20 protein-coding genes are annotated in these 19,002 nt (G+C 32.9%); 6 read left to right on the top strand and 14 right to left on the bottom strand.

The window, feature by feature from the left end:
• Window position 1 precedes the first annotated feature (1 nt).
• Window positions 2-598: a CHAD domain-containing protein gene (locus LNAT_RS07835; protein WP_096260062.1), complete on the bottom strand. Its 597-nt coding sequence runs from the start codon at window positions 596-598 to the stop codon at window positions 2-4.
• Complete coding sequence (locus LNAT_RS07830; RefSeq protein WP_096260061.1) at window positions 586-1,683, bottom strand: mechanosensitive ion channel family protein; 1,098 nt, start codon at window positions 1,681-1,683, stop codon at window positions 586-588. Before LNAT_RS07830 ends, LNAT_RS07835 begins: the two co-directional genes overlap by 13 nt.
• A 62-nt stretch (window positions 1,684-1,745) precedes the next feature.
• Between LNAT_RS07830 and aspS the strand changes: the two genes are divergently transcribed.
• Genes aspS through LNAT_RS07800 form a run of 6 tightly spaced genes read left to right on the top strand, consistent with a single transcriptional unit; the run spans window position 1,746 to window position 6,180 of the window.
• Window positions 1,746-3,506, top strand: a complete 1,761-nt coding sequence (gene aspS / locus LNAT_RS07825; RefSeq protein WP_096260060.1) for an aspartate--tRNA ligase — start codon at window positions 1,746-1,748, stop codon at window positions 3,504-3,506.
• A complete protein-coding gene (locus LNAT_RS07820) occupies window positions 3,499-3,747 on the top strand; it encodes a ferrous iron transport protein A (RefSeq protein WP_096260059.1) in 249 nt (82 codons plus the stop codon). The genes aspS and LNAT_RS07820 overlap by 8 nt, the downstream gene beginning before the upstream one ends.
• Window positions 3,748-3,778: 31 nt before the next feature.
• Window positions 3,779-4,357, top strand: a complete 579-nt coding sequence (locus LNAT_RS07815) for an adenylate kinase (RefSeq protein ID WP_096260058.1) — start codon at window positions 3,779-3,781, stop codon at window positions 4,355-4,357.
• Window positions 4,357-5,088, top strand: coding sequence for a competence/damage-inducible protein A (locus LNAT_RS07810; protein WP_096260057.1), 732 nt, complete (start codon window positions 4,357-4,359; stop codon window positions 5,086-5,088). The genes LNAT_RS07815 and LNAT_RS07810 overlap by 1 nt, the downstream gene beginning before the upstream one ends.
• Window positions 5,067-5,735 carry a response regulator transcription factor gene (locus LNAT_RS07805; protein WP_096260056.1) on the top strand — a complete coding sequence of 223 codons (669 nt, stop codon included), beginning with the start codon at window positions 5,067-5,069 and terminating at the stop codon, window positions 5,733-5,735. The genes LNAT_RS07810 and LNAT_RS07805 overlap by 22 nt, the downstream gene beginning before the upstream one ends.
• Window positions 5,725-6,180 carry an adenylate kinase gene (locus tag LNAT_RS07800; protein WP_096260055.1) on the top strand — a complete coding sequence of 152 codons (456 nt, stop codon included), beginning with the start codon at window positions 5,725-5,727 and terminating at the stop codon, window positions 6,178-6,180. Before LNAT_RS07805 ends, LNAT_RS07800 begins: the two co-directional genes overlap by 11 nt.
• 10 nt (window positions 6,181-6,190) lie before the next feature.
• Here the strand turns inward: LNAT_RS07800 and LNAT_RS07795 are convergent, their stop codons facing one another.
• From LNAT_RS07795 to LNAT_RS07740, 12 genes are read right to left on the bottom strand one after another with little or no spacing between them, the layout of a single operon-like run.
• Complete coding sequence (locus LNAT_RS07795; RefSeq protein WP_096260054.1) at window positions 6,191-7,054, bottom strand: CoB--CoM heterodisulfide reductase iron-sulfur subunit B family protein; 864 nt, start codon at window positions 7,052-7,054, stop codon at window positions 6,191-6,193.
• Window position 7,055: 1 nt separating this feature from the next.
• On the bottom strand, window positions 7,056-8,024 hold the full coding sequence (locus tag LNAT_RS07790; RefSeq protein WP_096260053.1) for a succinate dehydrogenase/fumarate reductase iron-sulfur subunit: 969 nt from the start codon (window positions 8,022-8,024) through the stop codon (window positions 7,056-7,058).
• A gap of 11 nt (window positions 8,025-8,035) precedes the next feature.
• Complete coding sequence (gene sdhA / locus LNAT_RS07785; protein ID WP_096260052.1) at window positions 8,036-9,742, bottom strand: succinate dehydrogenase flavoprotein subunit; 1,707 nt, start codon at window positions 9,740-9,742, stop codon at window positions 8,036-8,038.
• Window position 9,743: 1 nt separating this feature from the next.
• Complete coding sequence (locus LNAT_RS07780; RefSeq protein ID WP_096260051.1) at window positions 9,744-11,165, bottom strand: glutamate synthase subunit beta; 1,422 nt, start codon at window positions 11,163-11,165, stop codon at window positions 9,744-9,746.
• Window positions 11,166-11,167: 2 nt separating this feature from the next.
• A complete protein-coding gene (locus LNAT_RS07775) occupies window positions 11,168-11,521 on the bottom strand; it encodes a hydrogenase maturation nickel metallochaperone HypA/HybF (RefSeq protein WP_238594018.1) in 354 nt (117 codons plus the stop codon).
• A complete protein-coding gene (locus tag LNAT_RS07770) occupies window positions 11,496-12,017 on the bottom strand; it encodes a 4Fe-4S dicluster domain-containing protein (RefSeq protein WP_096260050.1) in 522 nt (173 codons plus the stop codon). The genes LNAT_RS07775 and LNAT_RS07770 overlap by 26 nt, the downstream gene beginning before the upstream one ends.
• A 14-nt stretch (window positions 12,018-12,031) precedes the next feature.
• Window positions 12,032-13,111: a hydrogenase large subunit gene (locus tag LNAT_RS07765; RefSeq protein WP_096260049.1), complete on the bottom strand. Its 1,080-nt coding sequence runs from the start codon at window positions 13,109-13,111 to the stop codon at window positions 12,032-12,034.
• Window positions 13,101-13,616 carry an NADH-quinone oxidoreductase subunit C gene (locus LNAT_RS07760; RefSeq protein ID WP_096260048.1) on the bottom strand — a complete coding sequence of 172 codons (516 nt, stop codon included), beginning with the start codon at window positions 13,614-13,616 and terminating at the stop codon, window positions 13,101-13,103. The genes LNAT_RS07765 and LNAT_RS07760 overlap by 11 nt, the downstream gene beginning before the upstream one ends.
• Complete coding sequence (locus LNAT_RS07755) at window positions 13,613-14,116, bottom strand: 4Fe-4S binding protein (RefSeq protein WP_096260047.1); 504 nt, start codon at window positions 14,114-14,116, stop codon at window positions 13,613-13,615. The genes LNAT_RS07760 and LNAT_RS07755 overlap by 4 nt, the downstream gene beginning before the upstream one ends.
• Window positions 14,113-14,541: an NADH-quinone oxidoreductase subunit B family protein gene (locus LNAT_RS07750; protein WP_096260046.1), complete on the bottom strand. Its 429-nt coding sequence runs from the start codon at window positions 14,539-14,541 to the stop codon at window positions 14,113-14,115. Before LNAT_RS07750 ends, LNAT_RS07755 begins: the two co-directional genes overlap by 4 nt.
• Window positions 14,538-15,500, bottom strand: a complete 963-nt coding sequence (locus LNAT_RS07745; RefSeq protein ID WP_096260045.1) for a respiratory chain complex I subunit 1 family protein — start codon at window positions 15,498-15,500, stop codon at window positions 14,538-14,540. The genes LNAT_RS07750 and LNAT_RS07745 overlap by 4 nt, the downstream gene beginning before the upstream one ends.
• Complete coding sequence (locus LNAT_RS07740) at window positions 15,487-18,969, bottom strand: complex I subunit 5 family protein (protein WP_172413522.1); 3,483 nt, start codon at window positions 18,967-18,969, stop codon at window positions 15,487-15,489. The genes LNAT_RS07745 and LNAT_RS07740 overlap by 14 nt, the downstream gene beginning before the upstream one ends.
• Window positions 18,970-19,002 lie beyond the last annotated feature (33 nt).

The following is a 19,002-nucleotide window of genomic DNA, read 5'->3' as shown; positions in this document are numbered from 1 at the left end:
ATTAAATAGAAAAAATATCATTTATTAAAATTTTTCTTACTTTTTCCGCTTTTTTTATAAATTTCTTTTTCTTTTTAATTACTTTATCACTATTTTTATTAAATTTTTTTCTTAATTTCTCACAGTTATAATAATCATGTGCCTTTCCCAGATTATCCTGAATTAATTTTAAAACATCTTCATATTCGGGATGGGTATATCTGCATTTTTTAACTTCTATTCTTATTTTATGAAGTGTTTTATCGTCTTTATCTAAAAAAGAATCACTTAATATTTTTAGACAGTTTTGAATATCTACTTTCTTTTCAGGTTCAATATTAATAATTTCACTTTTAAAACCGTCTAAAAATTTCAAAAATTTTTTTCTTAATTTTTTATGCCTTTTTTTTAGAAATTTTTTTATTTTTTTACTTTCACAAATATTCATAAGTACATCACTATCTCTTAATTTTGAAGAATTTTTAAGTAAATTTTCAAGTCCGATGTCGGTTTTACCTTCTTTTTGTAATTTAGATAGTTCTTTTCTGGCATTTACCCTTAATTTATGCAAAATTTCAGGTTTTTCTTTTTTTTTGTATTTTTCAATCAATTTTTCCATAATTCCTTTCCCCTATTAATATAAATCTCTTCTGTTGGATAAGCTAGTTCTAGTTTTGAATTTTCAATTATTTTTAAAATTTTCATATAAACATCCTGTTTTACCCTTAGCCATTCCTCCCAGTCCACACTTATTGAATATGCATAAACCAAAATATTCATTGAATATTCATCAAATTCGTCCAGATAAACCAAAAGTGTTTTTCTTATTCCATATTTATCTTCAATAGAAAAAAGTGCATTTTTAAAAATAGTTTTTTTAAACCTGTTTTCAATTTTTTTATCAGTAACAATTCCCGGATGTTTTTCTAACATTTTCCTAATTTCTTGAATAACCCTGTTAATTTCCGGCGTATTTGTGGTATATTTTATTTTGAGATGAAATTTTATTCTCCTGCCTATTACCCTTCTTGAATAATTTTTTATCCAGCTGTTGGCAAGAAGCGTATTGGGTACTGTTATTAACGCATTATCAAAAGTTCTTACTTGAGTAGAAGTAAACCCGACATCTGCAACCATTCCCTCAAAATCTTTAGTTTCTATCCAATCCCCCTGATGAAAAGCATCTTCACTGATTATTCTTATTGAATCAAAAAAATTCTCCAATGTGCTTTTTGCGGCAAGACCGATAATTGCACCGCCTATTCCTAAAGATGTAATAATAGCAGTGAAATTAACTCCTAAATGTGAAAGAATTGATATAAAAATTATTAATACAATAAATAATTTTGTAAAATGAATGGCCAGATTAAAAACTTCTTTTCTTATTTTGTCTTTATGAGAGAGTTTTAATGCGATAATTACATAAATAATATATTTGATAATTTCATAAAAAAGCCAGCCTAAAACTAATATATTAAAATAAAAATAAAATTCTTTTTGTTTTTCATTGTTAATAAAATATATTATAAAATTACCGTCAATTAAAAGTAAAAGAGGGATTCCTATTTTTTTTATTCTGGAATAAAAAAGTCTGAAAAAAATATTTTTTCTGTGTTTAAATATAAAAAATTTTAAAAATTTGACACTGTAAATTGCCAAAATATTAAATAAAACAAAAGCAACTAAAAAATATATATCTTTCATTCCCTCTCCTTGCAAAAAATTATATCACATTTTGATATAATTGCGCTTAAAAAAGGAAATTAATGAGAAGTCACTACTGTGCCGAACTTAATGAAATGAATGTTGGAGAAGAAGTAGAGTTGGTCGGATGGGTAAATTCCCACAGGGACCACGGGGGAGTTATTTTTATAGACCTTAGAGATAGAACCGGACTTATTCAAATAGTAGCAGACCCTGCCGACAGCGTTGAGGCTCATAAAGTTGCTGAACAAGTAAAAGACGAATATGTTATTAAAGTTAAAGGAAAAGTTAGACTTAGAGGCGAAGGACTTGAAAATCCAAAATTAAAAACAGGTAAAATTGAAGTTGTGGCAGAGACACTTGAAATTGAAAACACCTGTGAAGTTTTGCCTTTTCAAATCGGAGACAAAAGTGTAAATGAAGAATTAAGACTAAAATATAGATATTTAGATTTAAGAGACCCTGACAATCTTGAAACTTTTATTTTAAGAAGTAAAGTTACAAAGGCGATTAGGGATTATTTTGACAAAGTAGGATTTATTGATGTGGAAACTCCGATTCTTACTAAATCCACACCTGAGGGTGCAAGAGATTATTTGGTACCAAGCAGAGTTCACCCAGGCAAATTTTATGCCCTTCCTCAATCCCCTCAGCTTTTCAAACAGATTTTAATGGTGGCCGGATTTGACAAATATTACCAAATTGCAAAATGTTTCAGAGATGAAGACCTAAGGGCTGACAGACAGCCGGAATTTACTCAGGTTGATGTTGAGATGAGCTTTGTAACTCAGGATAATGTAATTAATACAATTGAAGGTATGATAAAAGAGGCTTTTGCGGTAGCCGGAATTGATGTAAACTTACCGATTGAAAGAATAACATATAATGAAGCAATGGAAAAATACGGAAGTGATAAACCTGATTTAAGATATGATTTGGCAATGGTAGATGTAATTGATGAATTTGTGGATTCAAATAATGAAATATTTAGCAATATTGCAAAAGATAAAGTTAAAAACAGATTTAAAGCTTTAAAAGTTCCGGGTGGAGATAATTTCTATTCAAGAAAAAAACTAAAAGAACTTGAAAATTTTGTCAGAAAATTCGGAGCGGCAGGACTTGCTTATATTCAGGTAAAAGAAGAAGGACTTAAGGGACCAATTCTTAAATTTATGAGTGAAAAATCTCTTAATAGTTTAATTAATAAACTTAAACCAGAAGTTGGTGATATTATTTTCTTTGGTGCAGGAGATAAAAAAACGGTTCTTGATTATATGGGAAGACTAAGAGCAAAAATTGCAAAAGAAATGAATTTATATAACGAAAAAGATTACAAATTTGTATGGGTTGTGGATTTTCCTATGTTTGAAAAAGATGAAAACGGAAACCCTACCCCACTGCATCATCCGTTTACAATGCCAAATATGGAAACTTGGGATGAAGAAAATTTTGAAAATATAAAATCAGTGGCTTACGATTTGGTTCTAAACGGATATGAAATCGGCGGCGGAAGTATCCGTATCCATAAAGAAGAAATTCAAAAGAAAGTATTTAAACTTCTTGGAATCAATGAAATTGAAGCAAGGGAAAAATTTGGATTCTTACTTGATGCCCTAAAATTTGGGGCACCTCCTCACGGTGGTTTTGCACTTGGGCTTGACAGGGTTATAATGCTAATGAGACATACAGACAACATAAGAGACGTAATAGCGTTTCCTAAAACTCAGAAAGCACAGTGTCTTCTTACAGAAGCGCCAAGTGAAGTTGAAACAAGTCAGTTAAAAGAACTGCACATAAGAATAAACAAACCGAGAAATGACTAAATTAAGCGAACTTAAAAACGGGGAAGTTTTTAAAATTATAGATTTTGACCATTCATGCGGCAATTTTAAATACAGACTGCAGGATTTGGGTATTCATAAAGGCCAGATGGGACAAATTATCAATAAATCCCTTTTTGGCCCGGTTGAAATAGACATAGAAGGAAGAAAAATTGCAATCGGTAGAGGAATGAGTAAAAAAATTTATGTTAAAAAATTTGAATGTCCTGCATTAAAATGGTAAAACAATCAAATAAATAAAAAAAGGAGTAAAAATGAAAAAACTGTTTTTAATAATTGGAGCACCGGGAAGCGGTAAAACAACAGACGCAGAGCTTATAGCTGAGAGAAATCAGGATAAAATTGTTCATTATTCAACAGGAGATTTACTAAGGGCTGAAGTTGCAAGCGGAAGCGAACTTGGTCAAAAAATCAAAAGTTATATTGATAATGGAAATTTAGTGCCGCTTGATATAGTAATTAATACTATTAAAAACGCCATTGAAAAAGCTGACAAAGACATTGTTTTAATAGACGGTTTTCCAAGAAGCGTAGAACAGATGAAAGCGCTTGATGAAATGCTAAAAACAACCAAAGATATTGATTTAGTGGCAGTTATTGAAGTGGAAGTCAGTGAAGATGTTGCAAGAGACAGAGTCTTAGGAAGAGCAAGAGGTGCAGATGATAATATTGAAGTATTTAACAATAGAATGAAAGTATTCCTAGAACCTCTTAAAGATATAGAAGACTTTTACGAAAAACAAGGTAAACTTATTAAAATAAACGGCGAGAGAACAATTGAGGAAATTGTTGATGAAATGGAAAAAGTAATAAAAGAAAAAGCAGGAATTTAATGAACATTTTTCAGGTTATTATCGGTACAGAAATATTAAACGGCAGAAGAGAAGATAAACATTTTAAATTTTTAAGAGACGAACTTTTAAAAAGAGGCTATGAACTTAATGCCTCTTTTATTATAAAAGATGACCCAAACTTAATGAAAGATATATTTTATCTCATAAAAAACACTCCTGATTCTTTTCTTTTCTGCTACGGAGGAATCGGAGCAACTCCTGATGATTATACAAGGGAATTGGCAGCAGCAGTCTTTACCGATAAAGAGATGGACTACAACAGAGATTTTATAAAAAAAATCGATGAAAAATTCCCTCATGAAGACAATTCAAAAAAATATCCCCTAGCTTACTGGCCAAAAAATGCAAAGCCTCTTTGGAATAATCCAATAAACGGTTTTCCGGGATTTTATATTGATAATAGATACTTTTTTATGCCGGGATTTCCACAAATGTCGCATCCTATGACTGTTGAAGCACTTGATAAATTTTTTCCTCCTATTAAGAAAAAAGAGCGTTATAGCTTAATAGCTTATGCAAAAGAATCGGAGATGCTTGATATTATGAATAAAATTCCTGAGTATGTAGAGTTTTCAACTCTTCCAAAACTGGATTATACAAGCGAAATATCTTTTGCCGGGGAAAAAGCAAAAGAAATTTATGAATGGTTTAAAAATGAACTTGAAAAGAAAAACATAAAGTTTGAAGAATGCAAGAGCTCAAACAGTTAAATGTTTTATTTGTAGAAGATGACGAATTAGTTAGAGATGCCTTTACATTACTAGTGGAAAATCTTTTTAAAAATTTTTATACAGCAAAAGACTCATATGAAGCACTTGAAATTTATAAAAAACATAACATTGATTTGGTAATTACAGATATAAAAATGCCAAAACTCTCAGGGCTTGATCTTGCCTCGATTATAAAAAAAGAAAACAAAGAACAGATTATTTTGGTTATTACAGCTTTTTCTGACATGGATTATATGAAAAAAGCCATTGATATAGGAATAGACGGTTATCTTACAAAGCCAGTATTTAAAGAAAGCCTATTTAAAACATTAAAAAAGTTTGCGAATATTATTATTGAGAGAAAAAAATCACAGGAGTATTTAATTATATTAAAAAACCTGATTGAAGAAAAAAATTACCCTGTATGTATTTCAAAAAACAATCAAATTATTATATCTAATCAAATTTTTAAAAATATTTTTAGTGAAATTGATAATTTAGAAGAATTTGAAGAAAAATACAATATTGAATTTGATTTTAGCAAAGAAAAAACAGAAACAATTAGCAATAAAAAATTTTTAATTAAAGCCGCACCATTTTCAGACAGTTACTATAAAATAGAATTTAAGGAAGCAGATGTTTTATGATTTATTGATTCTTACAAGTGTAGTTATTGTATTTATGAGTTTTTACAACTTATATAAAGCCGCAAAAATTGAAAAAAATCTTGACAACTATCTTTTCATTATAACATCCCAAAAAAATTATTATATAGGTGCTGTGATTTTTTCACTCGCAATGCTAATAATTGCGGCATATCAGGCATTGCCTTACGGAATTGATAAAAAAATTTTTTCAATAATTTTATTTTTTCTGGCAGTATTTTTATTATCACTTTCACATTTTATTTATTATTATTCAGCTAAAAAAAAGCTGAATGATTACAAAGAATACTTTAAACAGTTTGAAATAGATTTAAACAATAAATGCGAAAAAATGATGTTAAAATATATATATTCAAAAGAAAAAGATTTAGCAAAAGTAAAAGAAATATTTAAAATTAATAAAGAATTGTGTAAAGATAAAAAATAAGGCAAAAGCCCTAAAATTTTACATCAACTACGTGATGATTTAGGCCAATCTCTTCTGCCGAATATCCAAATGCAAGAGCTAACATCTCAGGCAAATGCAAAACTGGGATATTAAAATCTTTATTTTCTCTTTTTGCAATGGCCCTTTGTTTTACATCAAGGTTAAGATGACACAAAGGGCATGGAGTAACTATAGCTTCAGCACCTGCTTTAGTAGCATCTTCAAGAATATTGGAAGTTAGTTTTTCACTGACAGGCGTGTTTTGCAAATCAACATGAAAACCGCAGCATTTTAGCTTTGTGGAATAATCAACACTCTCTCCCATTAATACTTTTATAAGATTTTCTATTGCATTCGGTTTATAAGGATTTTCATTTAAATTATCCCCGTCATGCGTTTTTGAAGGTCTTATTATATGACATCCGTAAAAAGGGGCAATTTTCATATTAAGAGGTCTTTTTATATGTTTTGAAATTTCCTCAAATCCAACATCTTCCAAAATAGCATATAAAAAATGCTGAATTTTGGTATTTCCTACATATTTATAACCAAGTTCTCCTAATTTTTCATTAACTTTTTCTTTAAGTTTTTCATCACTATCAAGTTTTCTTTTGGTGTTTTCAAGCATTAACTGACAGGTATTGCAAAGAGTCACCATTTTAAGACCTCTTTTTTCGGCAAGACAGATATTCCTTGCATTCAAAACGAGTGATAAAAATTCATCAAAATCCTGCAGATGCCCAGCCCCGCAACAGCTTGCCTCATTTAAAATTTCTATTTCAATACCCAAAGTTTTAGCTACTAAAAGAGTTGATTTTAAAAGTTCCGGTGTTGATTCTTTTGCGGTACATCCTGTATAAAGTGCATATTTCATATTAACCCTTTAACTCATGTGTTTGTGATATTTCAACTAATTTTTTAATTTCTTCCACACCTTCAGATTTTGGCATATTCCAAGGGAATTTTATTTTTCCTTTTTTAAGCATTTCCATAGCCTCAGGCAAATGTCTTGCAACATTAACCCCTTCAGAATACAATACAAGCATTCCCTCATCCAAAATTCCGTGTTTTTTAATAGAATGCACAAATCCTTCTGCATGCTTAGTTGCCACATTTTTCTTAGCCACCCCTTCTTCAAAAATCTGATTATGTAAATGTGTAATTTTTGTAAACGGATCTACTCCCTTCGGACAAACCTCTATACAGGCCTGGCATTTTACACAGTCCCATACTCCGATTCCAAGTTTATCTACAAATTCAAGCCTCTCTTTTTTAGCCTCATCTCTACCATCTGCTGTAAATCTGTATGTTTTAGCAAGAGCCTGAGGTCCTAAAAAATCTTTATTAGCCCTTATACTTTCACAGGCATAATAACAGCATCCGCATGCAATACAATAATCTGCATCTTCTAATTTTTCAACTTCTTCTGGTTTAATCAAATTCTCTTTTTCGGGATGTTCGTCTATATTTGCTATTAGATATGGTTTTACTTTTTTATTTTTATCCCAGAAATCTTTTTTATCAATTACCAAATCTTTTATAATTTTTTCTTTGTTTTTACTTAAAGGCTCAACTATTAAAACATCTCCGAAATCTTCAATTGCCTTTTTAAGAGGAGTTTTACATGCCAGAACATTTTTTCCGTTAAGTTTAACGGCACAACTTCCGCAAATCCCGTGTCTGCAGCTTCTTCTGTAACTAAGACTACCGTCAAATTTCCATTTTATTTCATTCAACGCATCAAGTAAAACCGCATCATCTCTTAAAATAAGTGTATATTTTTCATAATGGGGTTTTTCATCTTCATTGGGATTAAATCTGTAAACTTTTAAAGTAACATCCATCACTAACCCTTTTAATATTTTCTCTCTTGAGGTTCAAATTTTGTTATTTTTACAGGTGCATATTCAATTTTTATATCATCATTTTCCAAATATCCGAATGTATGTTTTAAGAAATTCTCATCATCCCTTTTTGGATAATCTTCCCTGTAATGCGCACCCCTGCTTTCTTTTCTTTCAACTGCGCCTGCAGTAATAAAGAGTGCGTAATCCAGCATATGACCAAGTTCTATTGCTTCCTGTAAGTCGGTATTATAAGATTTTGATTTATCGTCAAGTTTTATATTTTTATATCTGTTTCTTAATTCTTTTATTTTTTCTTTTGCCGCAAGCAGATTTTTTTCATCCCTGAAAACACCTACTTTTGTAGTCATAAGTTCTTGTAATTCTTCCCTTATTTTAGATGTTCTTTCATCTCCGTTATTCTTCAAAAGAAAATCAACTTCTCTTATTGCCATTTCAGCATCACTTGTTTTTGCATCTTTAAATGTAATATCTTTTAAATCTTCAGCAATCTTATTTCCAACCCATCTTCCAAAAAAGAGAGCTTCAAGCAAAGAATTAGCCCCCAGCCTGTTAGCTCCGTGAACGCTCACACACGCGCATTCACCTGCCGCATACAGTCCCTCTGTTAATTCGTCGGTTGATTTTTTTACATGTCCGTTTGTATCAACAGGAATCCCCCCCATAGAATAATGGGCAGTTGCAGAAATCAAAATAGGCTCTTTTACCATATCCCTGCCTAAAAATGTCAAGGCTAAATCTCTTAGTTCCGGGAGCCTTTCTTGTATTTTCTTTTCACCTAAATGTGTTAAATCAAGATATACTGCAAACGGGTCTTCTTTTGCACCCCTGCCTTCAATAATCTCTTTCATAATAGCCCTGCTTACCACATCCCTAGGGGCTAGTTCCATTTTTTCAGGCGCATATTTTTCCATAAACCTCTCACCAAGACCGTTTATAAGCCTGCCGCCCTCACCCCTTGCGGCCTCACTCATTAAAATACCACTTCCTGCAAGTCCTGTGGGATGGAATTGGACAAACTCCATATCCTCAAGCGGGAGGCCTTTTCTTGCGAAAATAGAAAGCCCGTCCCCTGTATTTGCATGCGCGTTCGAATTTATTTTAAATGCCCTTGCATATCCTCCTGTTGCAAACATAACGGCTTTTGCATTAAAAATGGCAAAACTCAAATCCCTGATATTAAAAGCGACAACTCCGTAAGCTTTACCATTTTCATACAAAATATCACTAACATACCATTCATCAAGCATTAAAATATCTTCTCTTACACACTGCTCATAAATTGTCTGAAGAAGAGTAAGCCCTGTTCTGTCTTTTGCGAAACATGCCCTTGGTTTACTCTGCCCACCAAAAGGCCTCTGGGCAATTCTTCCATCTTCTCTTCTGCTGAAAACTGCACCCATTCTTTCTATCCATCTGATCGTCTCCGGTGCACGTGAGCACATAAGCTCAACCGCATCCTGGTCTGCCAAATAATCGCTTCCTTTTACAGTATCAAACATATGGAGTTCTACATCGTCATCATCAGCCAAAGCTGCGTTTATTCCACCCTGTGCGGCCCCTGAATGAGAGCGCAACGGATGTAGTTTTGTAAGAACCGTCACATTTTTACCGGCCCTGCTAAGTTCTCTTGCAGCCGCAAGTCCAGCAAGCCCAGCCCCTACTATAACCACATCGCTTTTATAAATCGGTATCATATCAATCCTTTAATCCTAAATATTCTAATATACCGTATGCTGCTTCTCTTCCGTCTCTTGCAGCAGTTACAACCAAATCTGCGCCTCTAATCGCATCTCCACCTGCAAAAACTTTTTTATTAGTTGTCTGATATCTTTCATTTACAACAGGACATCCCCATTTATCAGTTTCAATTCCTGCATGCTCATACCAAGGAAATTTAACAGTATCAAAGCCTAACGCTAATATAATTATATCACAAGGAATTTCAAAATTACTATTTTCAACAATTTGAACCCTTCTTCTCCCACTTTCATCAGGCTGACCTAATTCTGTTTTTTGGCAGATTATCCCTACAACATTATTGTTTTCATCAATTTTTACAGCTTTTGGTGCTGTATAAAATCTGAATTTAACCCCTTCTTCTTTAGCATTTATAACTTCTTTTTTACTTCCAGGCATATTGGATTCATCTCTTCTGTAAACACAGTATACCTCTTTTGCACCGCTTCTTACACTTGTTCTTACCGCATCCATTGCACTGTCACCACCGCCGATTACAACTACCCTTTTGTCTTTTAATATACAATCATCAAAATCTTTAAACACTCTTTTTTGGGCATGGGTTAAAATATCCATAACATGATAAACTCCGTTTGCATTTTCATTTTCCATTCTTGCGCCCCTGCTGCTTGGAGCACCAACACCTATAAACACGGCATCAAAATCATTAACAATTTTATCAAAATCTTTTTCGGTTAAAATTGGTGTATTTAAATGCAGTTTAAGTCCGGCATCCTGCATCCACTTGAATCTTCTAAAAACAACATCTTTGTGAAGTTTAAAATTTGGAATACCGTATGTTAAAAGTCCCCCGGGTCTGTCGGATTTTTCAAACATTTCCACATTTACTCCACCTCTTAAAAGAAAAGTGGCACAGCTCATTCCCGCAGGTCCGCTTCCAATTACAGCAACTCTTTTTTTTCTTTTTTTATCCTCCCCGTAATAAGGTTTATATCCTCTTTTAAACCCTTCTTCGCTTATAAAAACCTCAATAGCTCCGATAGCGACGCTTCCGTGGTCTGTTTTAGAAAGAACGCAGCTTCCCTGACACAGACTGTCATGCGGACAAACTCTTCCCATAATTTCTGGAAAAGGTGATTTTTCATTGCTAAGCTCAAACGCCTTTTCTAAATTTCCGCGTCTTACTTCCCTGATCCACTGTGGAATATAATTGTTTAGAGGACATCCGGTTCTGCAAAATTCAAACTCGCTGTTAAGCCCTCTTAAAATATCAATAGGGCATGTTAAACATCTTTTAGCCTGTTCTGCTGCCTCTTCTTCATTAAATTCAATATACACAGGTTCAAAATCATTTATTCTCTCATTTGCATCTCTTTTTCTCTGAATCTTTTTAGGAACCCTTGTAAAATGTTTTTTCATTACTACTCCTTTAATTCAATATATTCTATATGCATTTCTTCTCCGCTTATTATCTTTGTTTTTTCACTTCCACACACGGGACAGTGGAAATCAAAACCTTTTATTTCACTCTCACTTCCGCACTCAAAACATTTTATTTTTATATTAACTTCTATTATTTCCATTTCGGCATTTGCACAAACAGTGCCTTCTTTAAAAAAATCAAAACTCTCTTTTAAAAAATACGGTTCTATTCCGCTCATTTTTCCTATTTTTACCACAAGTCTTTCAACTTCTCTGTTTTTTGCATGTTTTTCAATAATTTTCATCATAGACTGAACGATTGAGAGTTCATGCATCTTGATGTAATCTTTCAAAAGCATTTTCTTGTTTTCTTCTTTTATATTCATTATAATCTATAAGTTCAATCGCATCTGTAGGACAGATATTTACACAGGCCTGTTTCCCTTCTTCTCCCCCGCACAAATCACATTTTATTGCAACTAATCCTGTTACATTTGTGGAATTACTTTTAGCCATTGTTATTGCACCGAAAGGACAGACCATCGCACAGCTTCTACAACCAATACAATCACTTTCATAAATTTTTACATAATTGTTTTCATATCTGATAATGTCAATAGGACACGCTTCAACACACGGTGCATCTTCACACTGCATACATTGCATTGGAGCGGTTAATCCGTTCATTTCAATAACGGTATTTCTATGAATTAATTCAACTTCTCCATTCAGTGCCAAATCATATGCTTCTTCAAAAGAAATATTCATATGTTTTGCTGCACAAGCAAGCTCACAGTTTAAACAACCTATACATTTTTTTGGATCTGCAAAAATAAACTTATTAGCCATTAATTCTCCTTTATTTATCTTTCTGTACATGAAATACAAGGGTCAATACTGTTGAAAATAACCGCAACATCACTTAATTTATTGCCTGGAATCATAACCCTCAGTGCTTCCCAGTTCATATATGTCGGAACCCTCCATCTCATTCTCTCCGGTTTTTGAGCACCGTTGGTTTTAAGATAATAAATAAGCTCCCCTCTTGGGGCTTCAGACCTGGTAACGGCTTCACCTGCCGGAATATGTGGTCTTTTATCAAGCACAACAGGACCTTCTGGCAGATTTGTAATTGCCTCTCTTACAAGTCTTATTGACTCTTTTACCTCTCTCCATCTAACCTTTGTTCTCGCATGCACATCACCGCCTTCTTCTAAGATAACATTTACTTTTAATTCGTCATAGGCGGCATAAGGGGCTTTTACCCTCACATCATTATTAACACCGCTACCCCTGGCAGTCGGTCCTGTAACACCAAGACGTAAAGCGTCCTCTTTTGGTAAAACTCCAACCCCCACGGTTCTTGCTTTTACAATTTTATGATTAAAATAAATATCAATTATTTCATCAACCTGGGGTTCAAGTTCGTCAAGCCTTTTCAAAATATATTCAATCTGACCTTCATCCAAATCATACTTAACACCGCTTATGGTATTGGCACTCATATCCATTCTGTTACCCCAGATTGATTCTTTAATATCCTGCATAATTTCCCTTGCCTCCATTGTCTGGGTCATTAAAGAATGAAAACCAATTAAATGGGCAAGCATGCTTAAATTAAACATATGTGATGCTATTCTTTTTACTTCATCAGCCACAACCCTTAAGTAATTAGCCCTTCTGCTAACTTCAATACCGGCTATTTTTTCTACAGCCATTACATATGTGAAAGGATGGTTGTTAGAACACAGCGAACAAACCCTCTCAGTTAAAATCAGATTTTGAAAAAAGTTTTTCTGCATTGCAAGATACTCGATTCCCCTGTGTACAAAACCGTTTATCATATCAACGTTTTTTACAGTTTCACCTTCTAAATCAATTTTAAAATATATAGGTTCTTCAAGTCCTATATGAAACGGACCAATAGGTATTTTAGTGCTCATTTTTATGCCTTTCACTTTCAATTTTTTCCCACATACAACATGTTGCCGCACCATTCATAGCTTGTGAAAGTGGCATATACTCCCCAAGTATTCCCTCAGCTATACTTTCATCAAGAAACAGTCTTTTTGGATTTGGATGTCCTACAAGTTTTATTCCGAACATCTCTTTAAATTCCCTTTCAGTCCAATTGGCACTGTCTAAAATAGGTGTTATTGAATCAACTGTATTATCAAAAAGTTCCACTTCGACATTAATAAGTATTCCGTCAATATCCAAATGATACACAAGCACATGATGGTCATCTTTTTTATATGCGCTTATAATCACACATCTTCCACCAAAATCTTTAATAACCTGGGCAACATGTAAAATGTCTTTTCGGTTAAAAAGTTTCAACCAGATTTGAATATTACCTTTTGCATCTTTTTCATCTCTTAAATCAAAATCACCCGTAATTCTGTTTTTTAATTCAGCAATAATCTTTTGTTTTAATGTTTCTTTCATTGATAAAGCCTTTCAAACGCTTTTTTTCGCCTGCATTTAGGACATAATTTTGTAAGTTCTCTGATAGTATCATTTACATTCGGATAAGCCCTTTTTAATAAAGCCTCACTTGCCGGTACAAACATTTCTCCGCAACTTTCACATTTAATTTCGCTGATTAGGGCTACTGTTGTAAAACGGTATTTTTCCTCTTCGGTATTTGCCGTATGGAAATCATTTGTAAGCTTTATAGCCCCTGTCGGACAAAAAAACTCACAGTTTCCGCAAAAACAGCAGGTGTTATACCATGTGGTATGAACATAAACATTTTCATTTTTTGTAATATGTATAGCACCCGATGGACATACTTCCTCACATGTCCCGCAAGCTGTGCATGCCTTAGGGTCAACTTTTAGTTTTCCTCTTAATTTATTCGGTATAAACGTTTTTCCAAAAGGATAAGGGTCTGTTACAGGTCCTTTTAACAAATTCCTTATTGCAATTTTTAAAAATCCGCTCATTTTTGATTCCTTATTTTTTCTTTCCAGATTTCAAGTGCTTTTGCAACACCGTCAATTATCGCCTGTGGTCTTGGCGGACAGCCCGGCACATTAACATCAACTTTCACATACCTCTCAAGCGGTCCCTCTATTGAATAAGAATCCCTGAAAATCCCACAGCTTGTAGGGCATGTTCCCACTGCCACCACCACAAAAGGATTTGGAAGCTCATCCAATACTTCGAGTAAATACGGCTTACTTCTTGCCGTAATAGGACCGGTAACCAGGAGTATATCCGCGTGTTTAGGACTTCCTGTATATCTGCATCCAAGTCTCTCAACGTCATATCTTGGAATCATAGCAGTTGTGGCAAGTTCCACATCACATCCGTTGCAGCTTCCTGTATTTATCCTGAATAAAAAAGGACTTCTTGTAATAATACTCATATTAATCCTTTTACAGACAAAATTACTAAAATTAATGTAATAAGGGACAATGCAGTCGGCACAATAAGCAAAAATTTAAATCCCTGATCAATTCTGAAACTTGGGAGAATTGCATGTAAAAACGAAAAGAACATAACAAAAACCACTGTTTTTAAAATAAACCAAATCAAATTTATAATTAAATCATCTGTAATTGCTATAGGAAAGAAAAATATTTGAAACACTATGCTGAGCAAAATTATTTTCATCGCATCAGTCATTTCATAAATAGCCAAAGGGATTGAACTGTGTTCTATTAAAAATCCGTCCATTACATCGGCATCATTATGATGTGCTATTTGAAAAGGAGGCAACTCCAAAGTTGCTAACACAAAAACAACAAAAGCAATCACTGCAGGCCAAAATTTCCAATCAAATAAAAAACTTCCGTGAAGCTGCTGATATTCCATTATCTTTTTTAATGAAAACACAGCATCCCCGCCTCCCACATAAATCGCAACGCTAAAAGAGATTATTACAAAAACCATTTCGTACACCAGCATTAATTTAAGTTCTCTGTTTACTGCAATTGCGGCATAAGGGGAACTTGATGCACCTCCCCCCAATATATGAGCTATTGCAGGTAAAGCCATAACATAGATTAACACTATTAAATCACTGTTTACATTTGTTCCTTCATACACACCGGGAATTGGTATAAAATAAAGCATTGCGAGCATTCCGGCAAAACCTATTAAAGGCGAATAAATAAAAACAGCCTCTTTTGCATTTTTAGGAACTAAAATTTCCTTATTGAAAAGTTTAATTACGTCAATAAAATTTTGATAAATGGGAGGTCCTACCCTTCCCTGAAGTCTAGCAACCACAATTCTTTCAAGGGAAAGCATAAAAACACCAAGACACAATGCAAATAATCCGCCAGGAAAAATTAAAAAATGAATAATATTAGCGCTCAACATAGCCTCCTTTCAATCCAAATATTTTTTTTACAAAATAAATAATTGTCTTTATAAGTTCTGTAACGCTTTCATAAAAATTTTTGGCATTTATATGAAGTTCCCTTTCACTTAAATCCCTAACACCTGAAAGGAAAATATGCGTTTTTCTGATTTTTCTGTTATAAACAAACATTAAATAACCTATTGCAATAGCCAACAATGTATAAATTGAAAGTGTGAATAAATTAAGAATATCACCACCAATACAAACTGAACTTAATGAAATACATATTTGTTTATATCCAAAACTTTGAATTATTAAGTTTATCGGTTTTAAAGCAAAATAAGGGAATATTCCTAAAATAATGTTTAAAATTGCCAAAATCATCATAGGTAAAGACATATACCAATCAACATCTTTGATATTTTCAAATTTTTTGTCTATTTTTCCAAAATATGCACTGTGCATAAATTTTACAAATACAAGTAAAATCATAACACTTCCGAGAATGGTTAGGATAGCTAAAAAGTCATATCCTTTTGACATCAATGCATGATAGATTATCCATTTAGAGACAAAACCGCTAAACATTGGAACACCTGCTGTTGAAAAAACAGCTATCATAAATACGGCAAAAGTAACTGGCATTTTTCTAGCAATTCCCCCGAGATCATTTAATGAATCTATTCCGGTTTTATAAAAAATGGCCCCAGCACTTAAAAATAGCAAATCTTTAAAAAACATATGGTTTATTAAATGCAAAAGCCCACCTGCTAACCCCTGGGACGTCATTAAAGAAACGCCGGCAAAAATATAACCTATTTCACCCACTGTTAAGAAAATTAAAAGTCTTTTCATGGAATTAGTTAATAGTCCGAAACTCGCACCCATAAGAATAGTAATTACACCAACAATAGCTGCAAAATGTCCTATACTATCTATCACAAACAATTTAGATGCACTTACACCAGCAGCAGCCAAATACATAACCATTACAAACATAAAAGGTCCTGTTTTTAGCATAACAGAAGAGATATACCCACTTATAGGAGTTGGAGCCGGTTTTGGGTGCATCTGATAATCAATTCTTACAGGAAGCTGGGCCGCTTTTGCTAAGAAACCAACAGTTAATAAAACCAAAGCAAAGATTATTTCATTTGTAAGAGGAATATGTTTTATTATTTCAATACTATTTCCAAATTGCATTACAATACCTAAACCTATCATTATTACACCGGCACCAGCATAATTGTATAACAGATATTTTGTAGCTTCCTGAATTGAGTATGCATCTTCTTCATGCACAAGAGCGATATATAACGCCCATCCGCCCATTATTTCCCAGTAAAAAAACATTGAATAAATATTTTCACTCAAAGCCACACCCAAAATTCCGACAATCATTATCATAAAATTGGCAAAAAATCTGTATGATTTATGGGAATGGTCCATATATCTTGCGGCAAAAAGGAAATTTAGAATTGCCATAAATAAAACCAAACCTGCAAAAAAGCTGCCAAAACTGAATTTATCAGCAAATACTGTTAAAAGAGCTAAAAATGAAAATCCAGCAGCACTGATTCCGGCTGTTTTACTTGTTTTTCCAAACAGGTAAACAATTATTGCCCCTATTATCATAACTAAAACACTTAACGGAAACTGTAATATAAAATGAGGCAAATGAACATTAACTTTTAACGTAGAATTTATAGCTGCTGCAATAAAATCAATAACGCTCTGAGGAAAAATACCAAGCAGTAATGAAACAAAAGCTAAAAGATATACAGCTATTACTTTTATTCCTTTAACTTCTGAAAATTCCCTTTGTGGATTCATTAAAAAAATATACCTAAACACTCTCAGCATCGCTACAAAACCTATAAGTCCAGCAATTATTAGGGAAAATGCAACAATATAATTATTCTGCTCAGCAGCTGCGTATATCATTAAAAATTTTGAATTAAAATTTCCAAACGGAGGAAATGCACTTAAAGCAAAAACACCAACACCCAACGGGAAAGCTAAAAACGGCAGTTTTTTTCCTATTCCTTTCAAATCATCAAGATTTCTGCTTCCACTACTTAATATCAGTAAGCCCGCACTTAAAAACAATAAATCTTTAACAACCGCATGGTTAATTACATGATAGATTGCACCGCTTAATGCCGCAGTGCTCATAAGGCCTAAAACGGTGACAATTTCACCAATTTGCCCTATAGTTGAATATGCAAAAAGTCTTTTTATGTCTTTTTCATATAATGTTTTAATTTCTCCGTAAAAAAGTGTAATTAAACCTAAAGTTACTAATAAATAAGAAAAAATTTTATTTTGAAATCCTAAAACATAAACCAAAACAATAATTCCAAAAATTCCCGCTTTTGTTAAAATACCAGAAAGTGGGGCTGAAATACTGCTTGGTGCTGCAGGATGCGCAACAGGTAGCCATTGATGAATAGGCACTATACCCGCTTTTACACCAAAACCTATTAACATTAATACGGCAACAGTTAAAGAAACATTTACTATTTCACTGAAACTTTCTATTCCTAAAGAATAAAAATGTGAAAATGTAAGCTGTAAGAAATATGCCCCGGCAATACACATAACAAAATAAAGTTTAGCCGCTTTTATTGACTCGTCACTTCTTGAATGCATAATCAATAAATATGAAGTAATTGTCATAGTCTCCCAGAAAAGATAAAAACTCTCAAAACTGCTGCTTAATGGTATTTCAATTAAAGCAAGTGTTAAAATAGCCAAAAAAGAATAATAAAAAGCCTTATATTTTTTAATATAATCTAGTGAATAAATAAAAACCATTGACATTATAAAAGCAAAAAGTAATGCAAAAACACCGTTTATACCGTGATAATTAAAATCAAAACTTATATGATAAGCATTGATATTACTAAATTTTGCAGGTAATATTAAATAAATCTGCGGAAGTAAAAAGACCAATATACCTGCAAATGTAAAAACAGATATAAGTATTTTATTAGAAATATTTTTTAAACTTTCTCCTTTTTTGAAAACAATTGTTTCAAAAATAGAAATTAAATAAATTGCCTGAACAATATTAATTGCCACAATCAAATATCCAAGCTCAAACATTCCTGAAGCTGTAATGGAATTTAATATAAGCTGTTTTGAGGTAATTAATGAAATTCCAAGACTTCCAAATATTGAAAATCCGAAAATCACACCCCATTTGTTAAATCCAACTCCGGCCAAATCACTGAGTTTAACAGAATTTTTAAACTTAAAAAATTCAAAAAGCATCAAAAAAGCCAAAACCCTAAATACAAACTGATATTCAAGGTGTAAAATTACAGCGCTTAATGCACTGCTGCCAAGAAGCGCCACACCCAGATACAAAATTTCCGCACCACTTGCGATAATAAACGAGCTTTTTACGTTTTCTTTGTTTATTAAAGCAAACACCTTGAGTGAGAAAATTATAAGTAAAAATAAAAAAATTACACCTTCCACTCCTGCTCCTTTATGATTATTCATTCATATTTT

Source organism: Lebetimonas natsushimae (assembly GCF_002335445.1).
In the GTDB taxonomy this organism is placed as follows: Bacteria; Campylobacterota; Campylobacteria; order Campylobacterales; family Nautiliaceae; genus Lebetimonas; species Lebetimonas natsushimae.
The sequence above is the reverse complement of the archived record's forward strand: the minus strand, read 5'-3'. Positions and strand labels throughout refer to the sequence as shown.

Bases quoted from the DNA above. Each gene is read 5' to 3' on its own strand.
- LNAT_RS07835 (WP_096260062.1), bottom strand. From the start codon at position 598: ATGGAAAAATTGATTGAAAAATACAAAAAAAAAGAAAAACCTGAAATT.
- LNAT_RS07830 (WP_096260061.1), bottom strand. From the start codon at position 1,683: ATGAAAGATATATATTTTTTAGTTGCTTTTGTTTTATTTAATATTTTG.
- aspS (WP_096260060.1), top strand. From the start codon at position 1,746: ATGAGAAGTCACTACTGTGCCGAACTTAATGAAATGAATGTTGGAGAA.
- LNAT_RS07820 (WP_096260059.1), top strand. From the start codon at position 3,499: ATGACTAAATTAAGCGAACTTAAAAACGGGGAAGTTTTTAAAATTATA.
- LNAT_RS07815 (WP_096260058.1), top strand. From the start codon at position 3,779: ATGAAAAAACTGTTTTTAATAATTGGAGCACCGGGAAGCGGTAAAACA.
- LNAT_RS07810 (WP_096260057.1), top strand. From the start codon at position 4,357: ATGAACATTTTTCAGGTTATTATCGGTACAGAAATATTAAACGGCAGA.
- LNAT_RS07805 (WP_096260056.1), top strand. From the start codon at position 5,067: ATGCAAGAGCTCAAACAGTTAAATGTTTTATTTGTAGAAGATGACGAA.
- LNAT_RS07800 (WP_096260055.1), top strand. From the start codon at position 5,725: ATGTTTTATGATTTATTGATTCTTACAAGTGTAGTTATTGTATTTATG.
- LNAT_RS07795 (WP_096260054.1), bottom strand. From the start codon at position 7,054: ATGAAATATGCACTTTATACAGGATGTACCGCAAAAGAATCAACACCG.
- LNAT_RS07790 (WP_096260053.1), bottom strand. From the start codon at position 8,024: ATGGATGTTACTTTAAAAGTTTACAGATTTAATCCCAATGAAGATGAA.
- sdhA (WP_096260052.1), bottom strand. From the start codon at position 9,742: ATGATACCGATTTATAAAAGCGATGTGGTTATAGTAGGGGCTGGGCTT.
- LNAT_RS07780 (WP_096260051.1), bottom strand. From the start codon at position 11,165: ATGAAAAAACATTTTACAAGGGTTCCTAAAAAGATTCAGAGAAAAAGA.
- LNAT_RS07770 (WP_096260050.1), bottom strand. From the start codon at position 12,017: ATGGCTAATAAGTTTATTTTTGCAGATCCAAAAAAATGTATAGGTTGT.
- LNAT_RS07765 (WP_096260049.1), bottom strand. From the start codon at position 13,111: ATGAGCACTAAAATACCTATTGGTCCGTTTCATATAGGACTTGAAGAA.
- LNAT_RS07760 (WP_096260048.1), bottom strand. From the start codon at position 13,616: ATGAAAGAAACATTAAAACAAAAGATTATTGCTGAATTAAAAAACAGA.
- LNAT_RS07755 (WP_096260047.1), bottom strand. From the start codon at position 14,116: ATGAGCGGATTTTTAAAAATTGCAATAAGGAATTTGTTAAAAGGACCT.
- LNAT_RS07750 (WP_096260046.1), bottom strand. From the start codon at position 14,541: ATGAGTATTATTACAAGAAGTCCTTTTTTATTCAGGATAAATACAGGA.
- LNAT_RS07745 (WP_096260045.1), bottom strand. From the start codon at position 15,500: ATGTTGAGCGCTAATATTATTCATTTTTTAATTTTTCCTGGCGGATTA.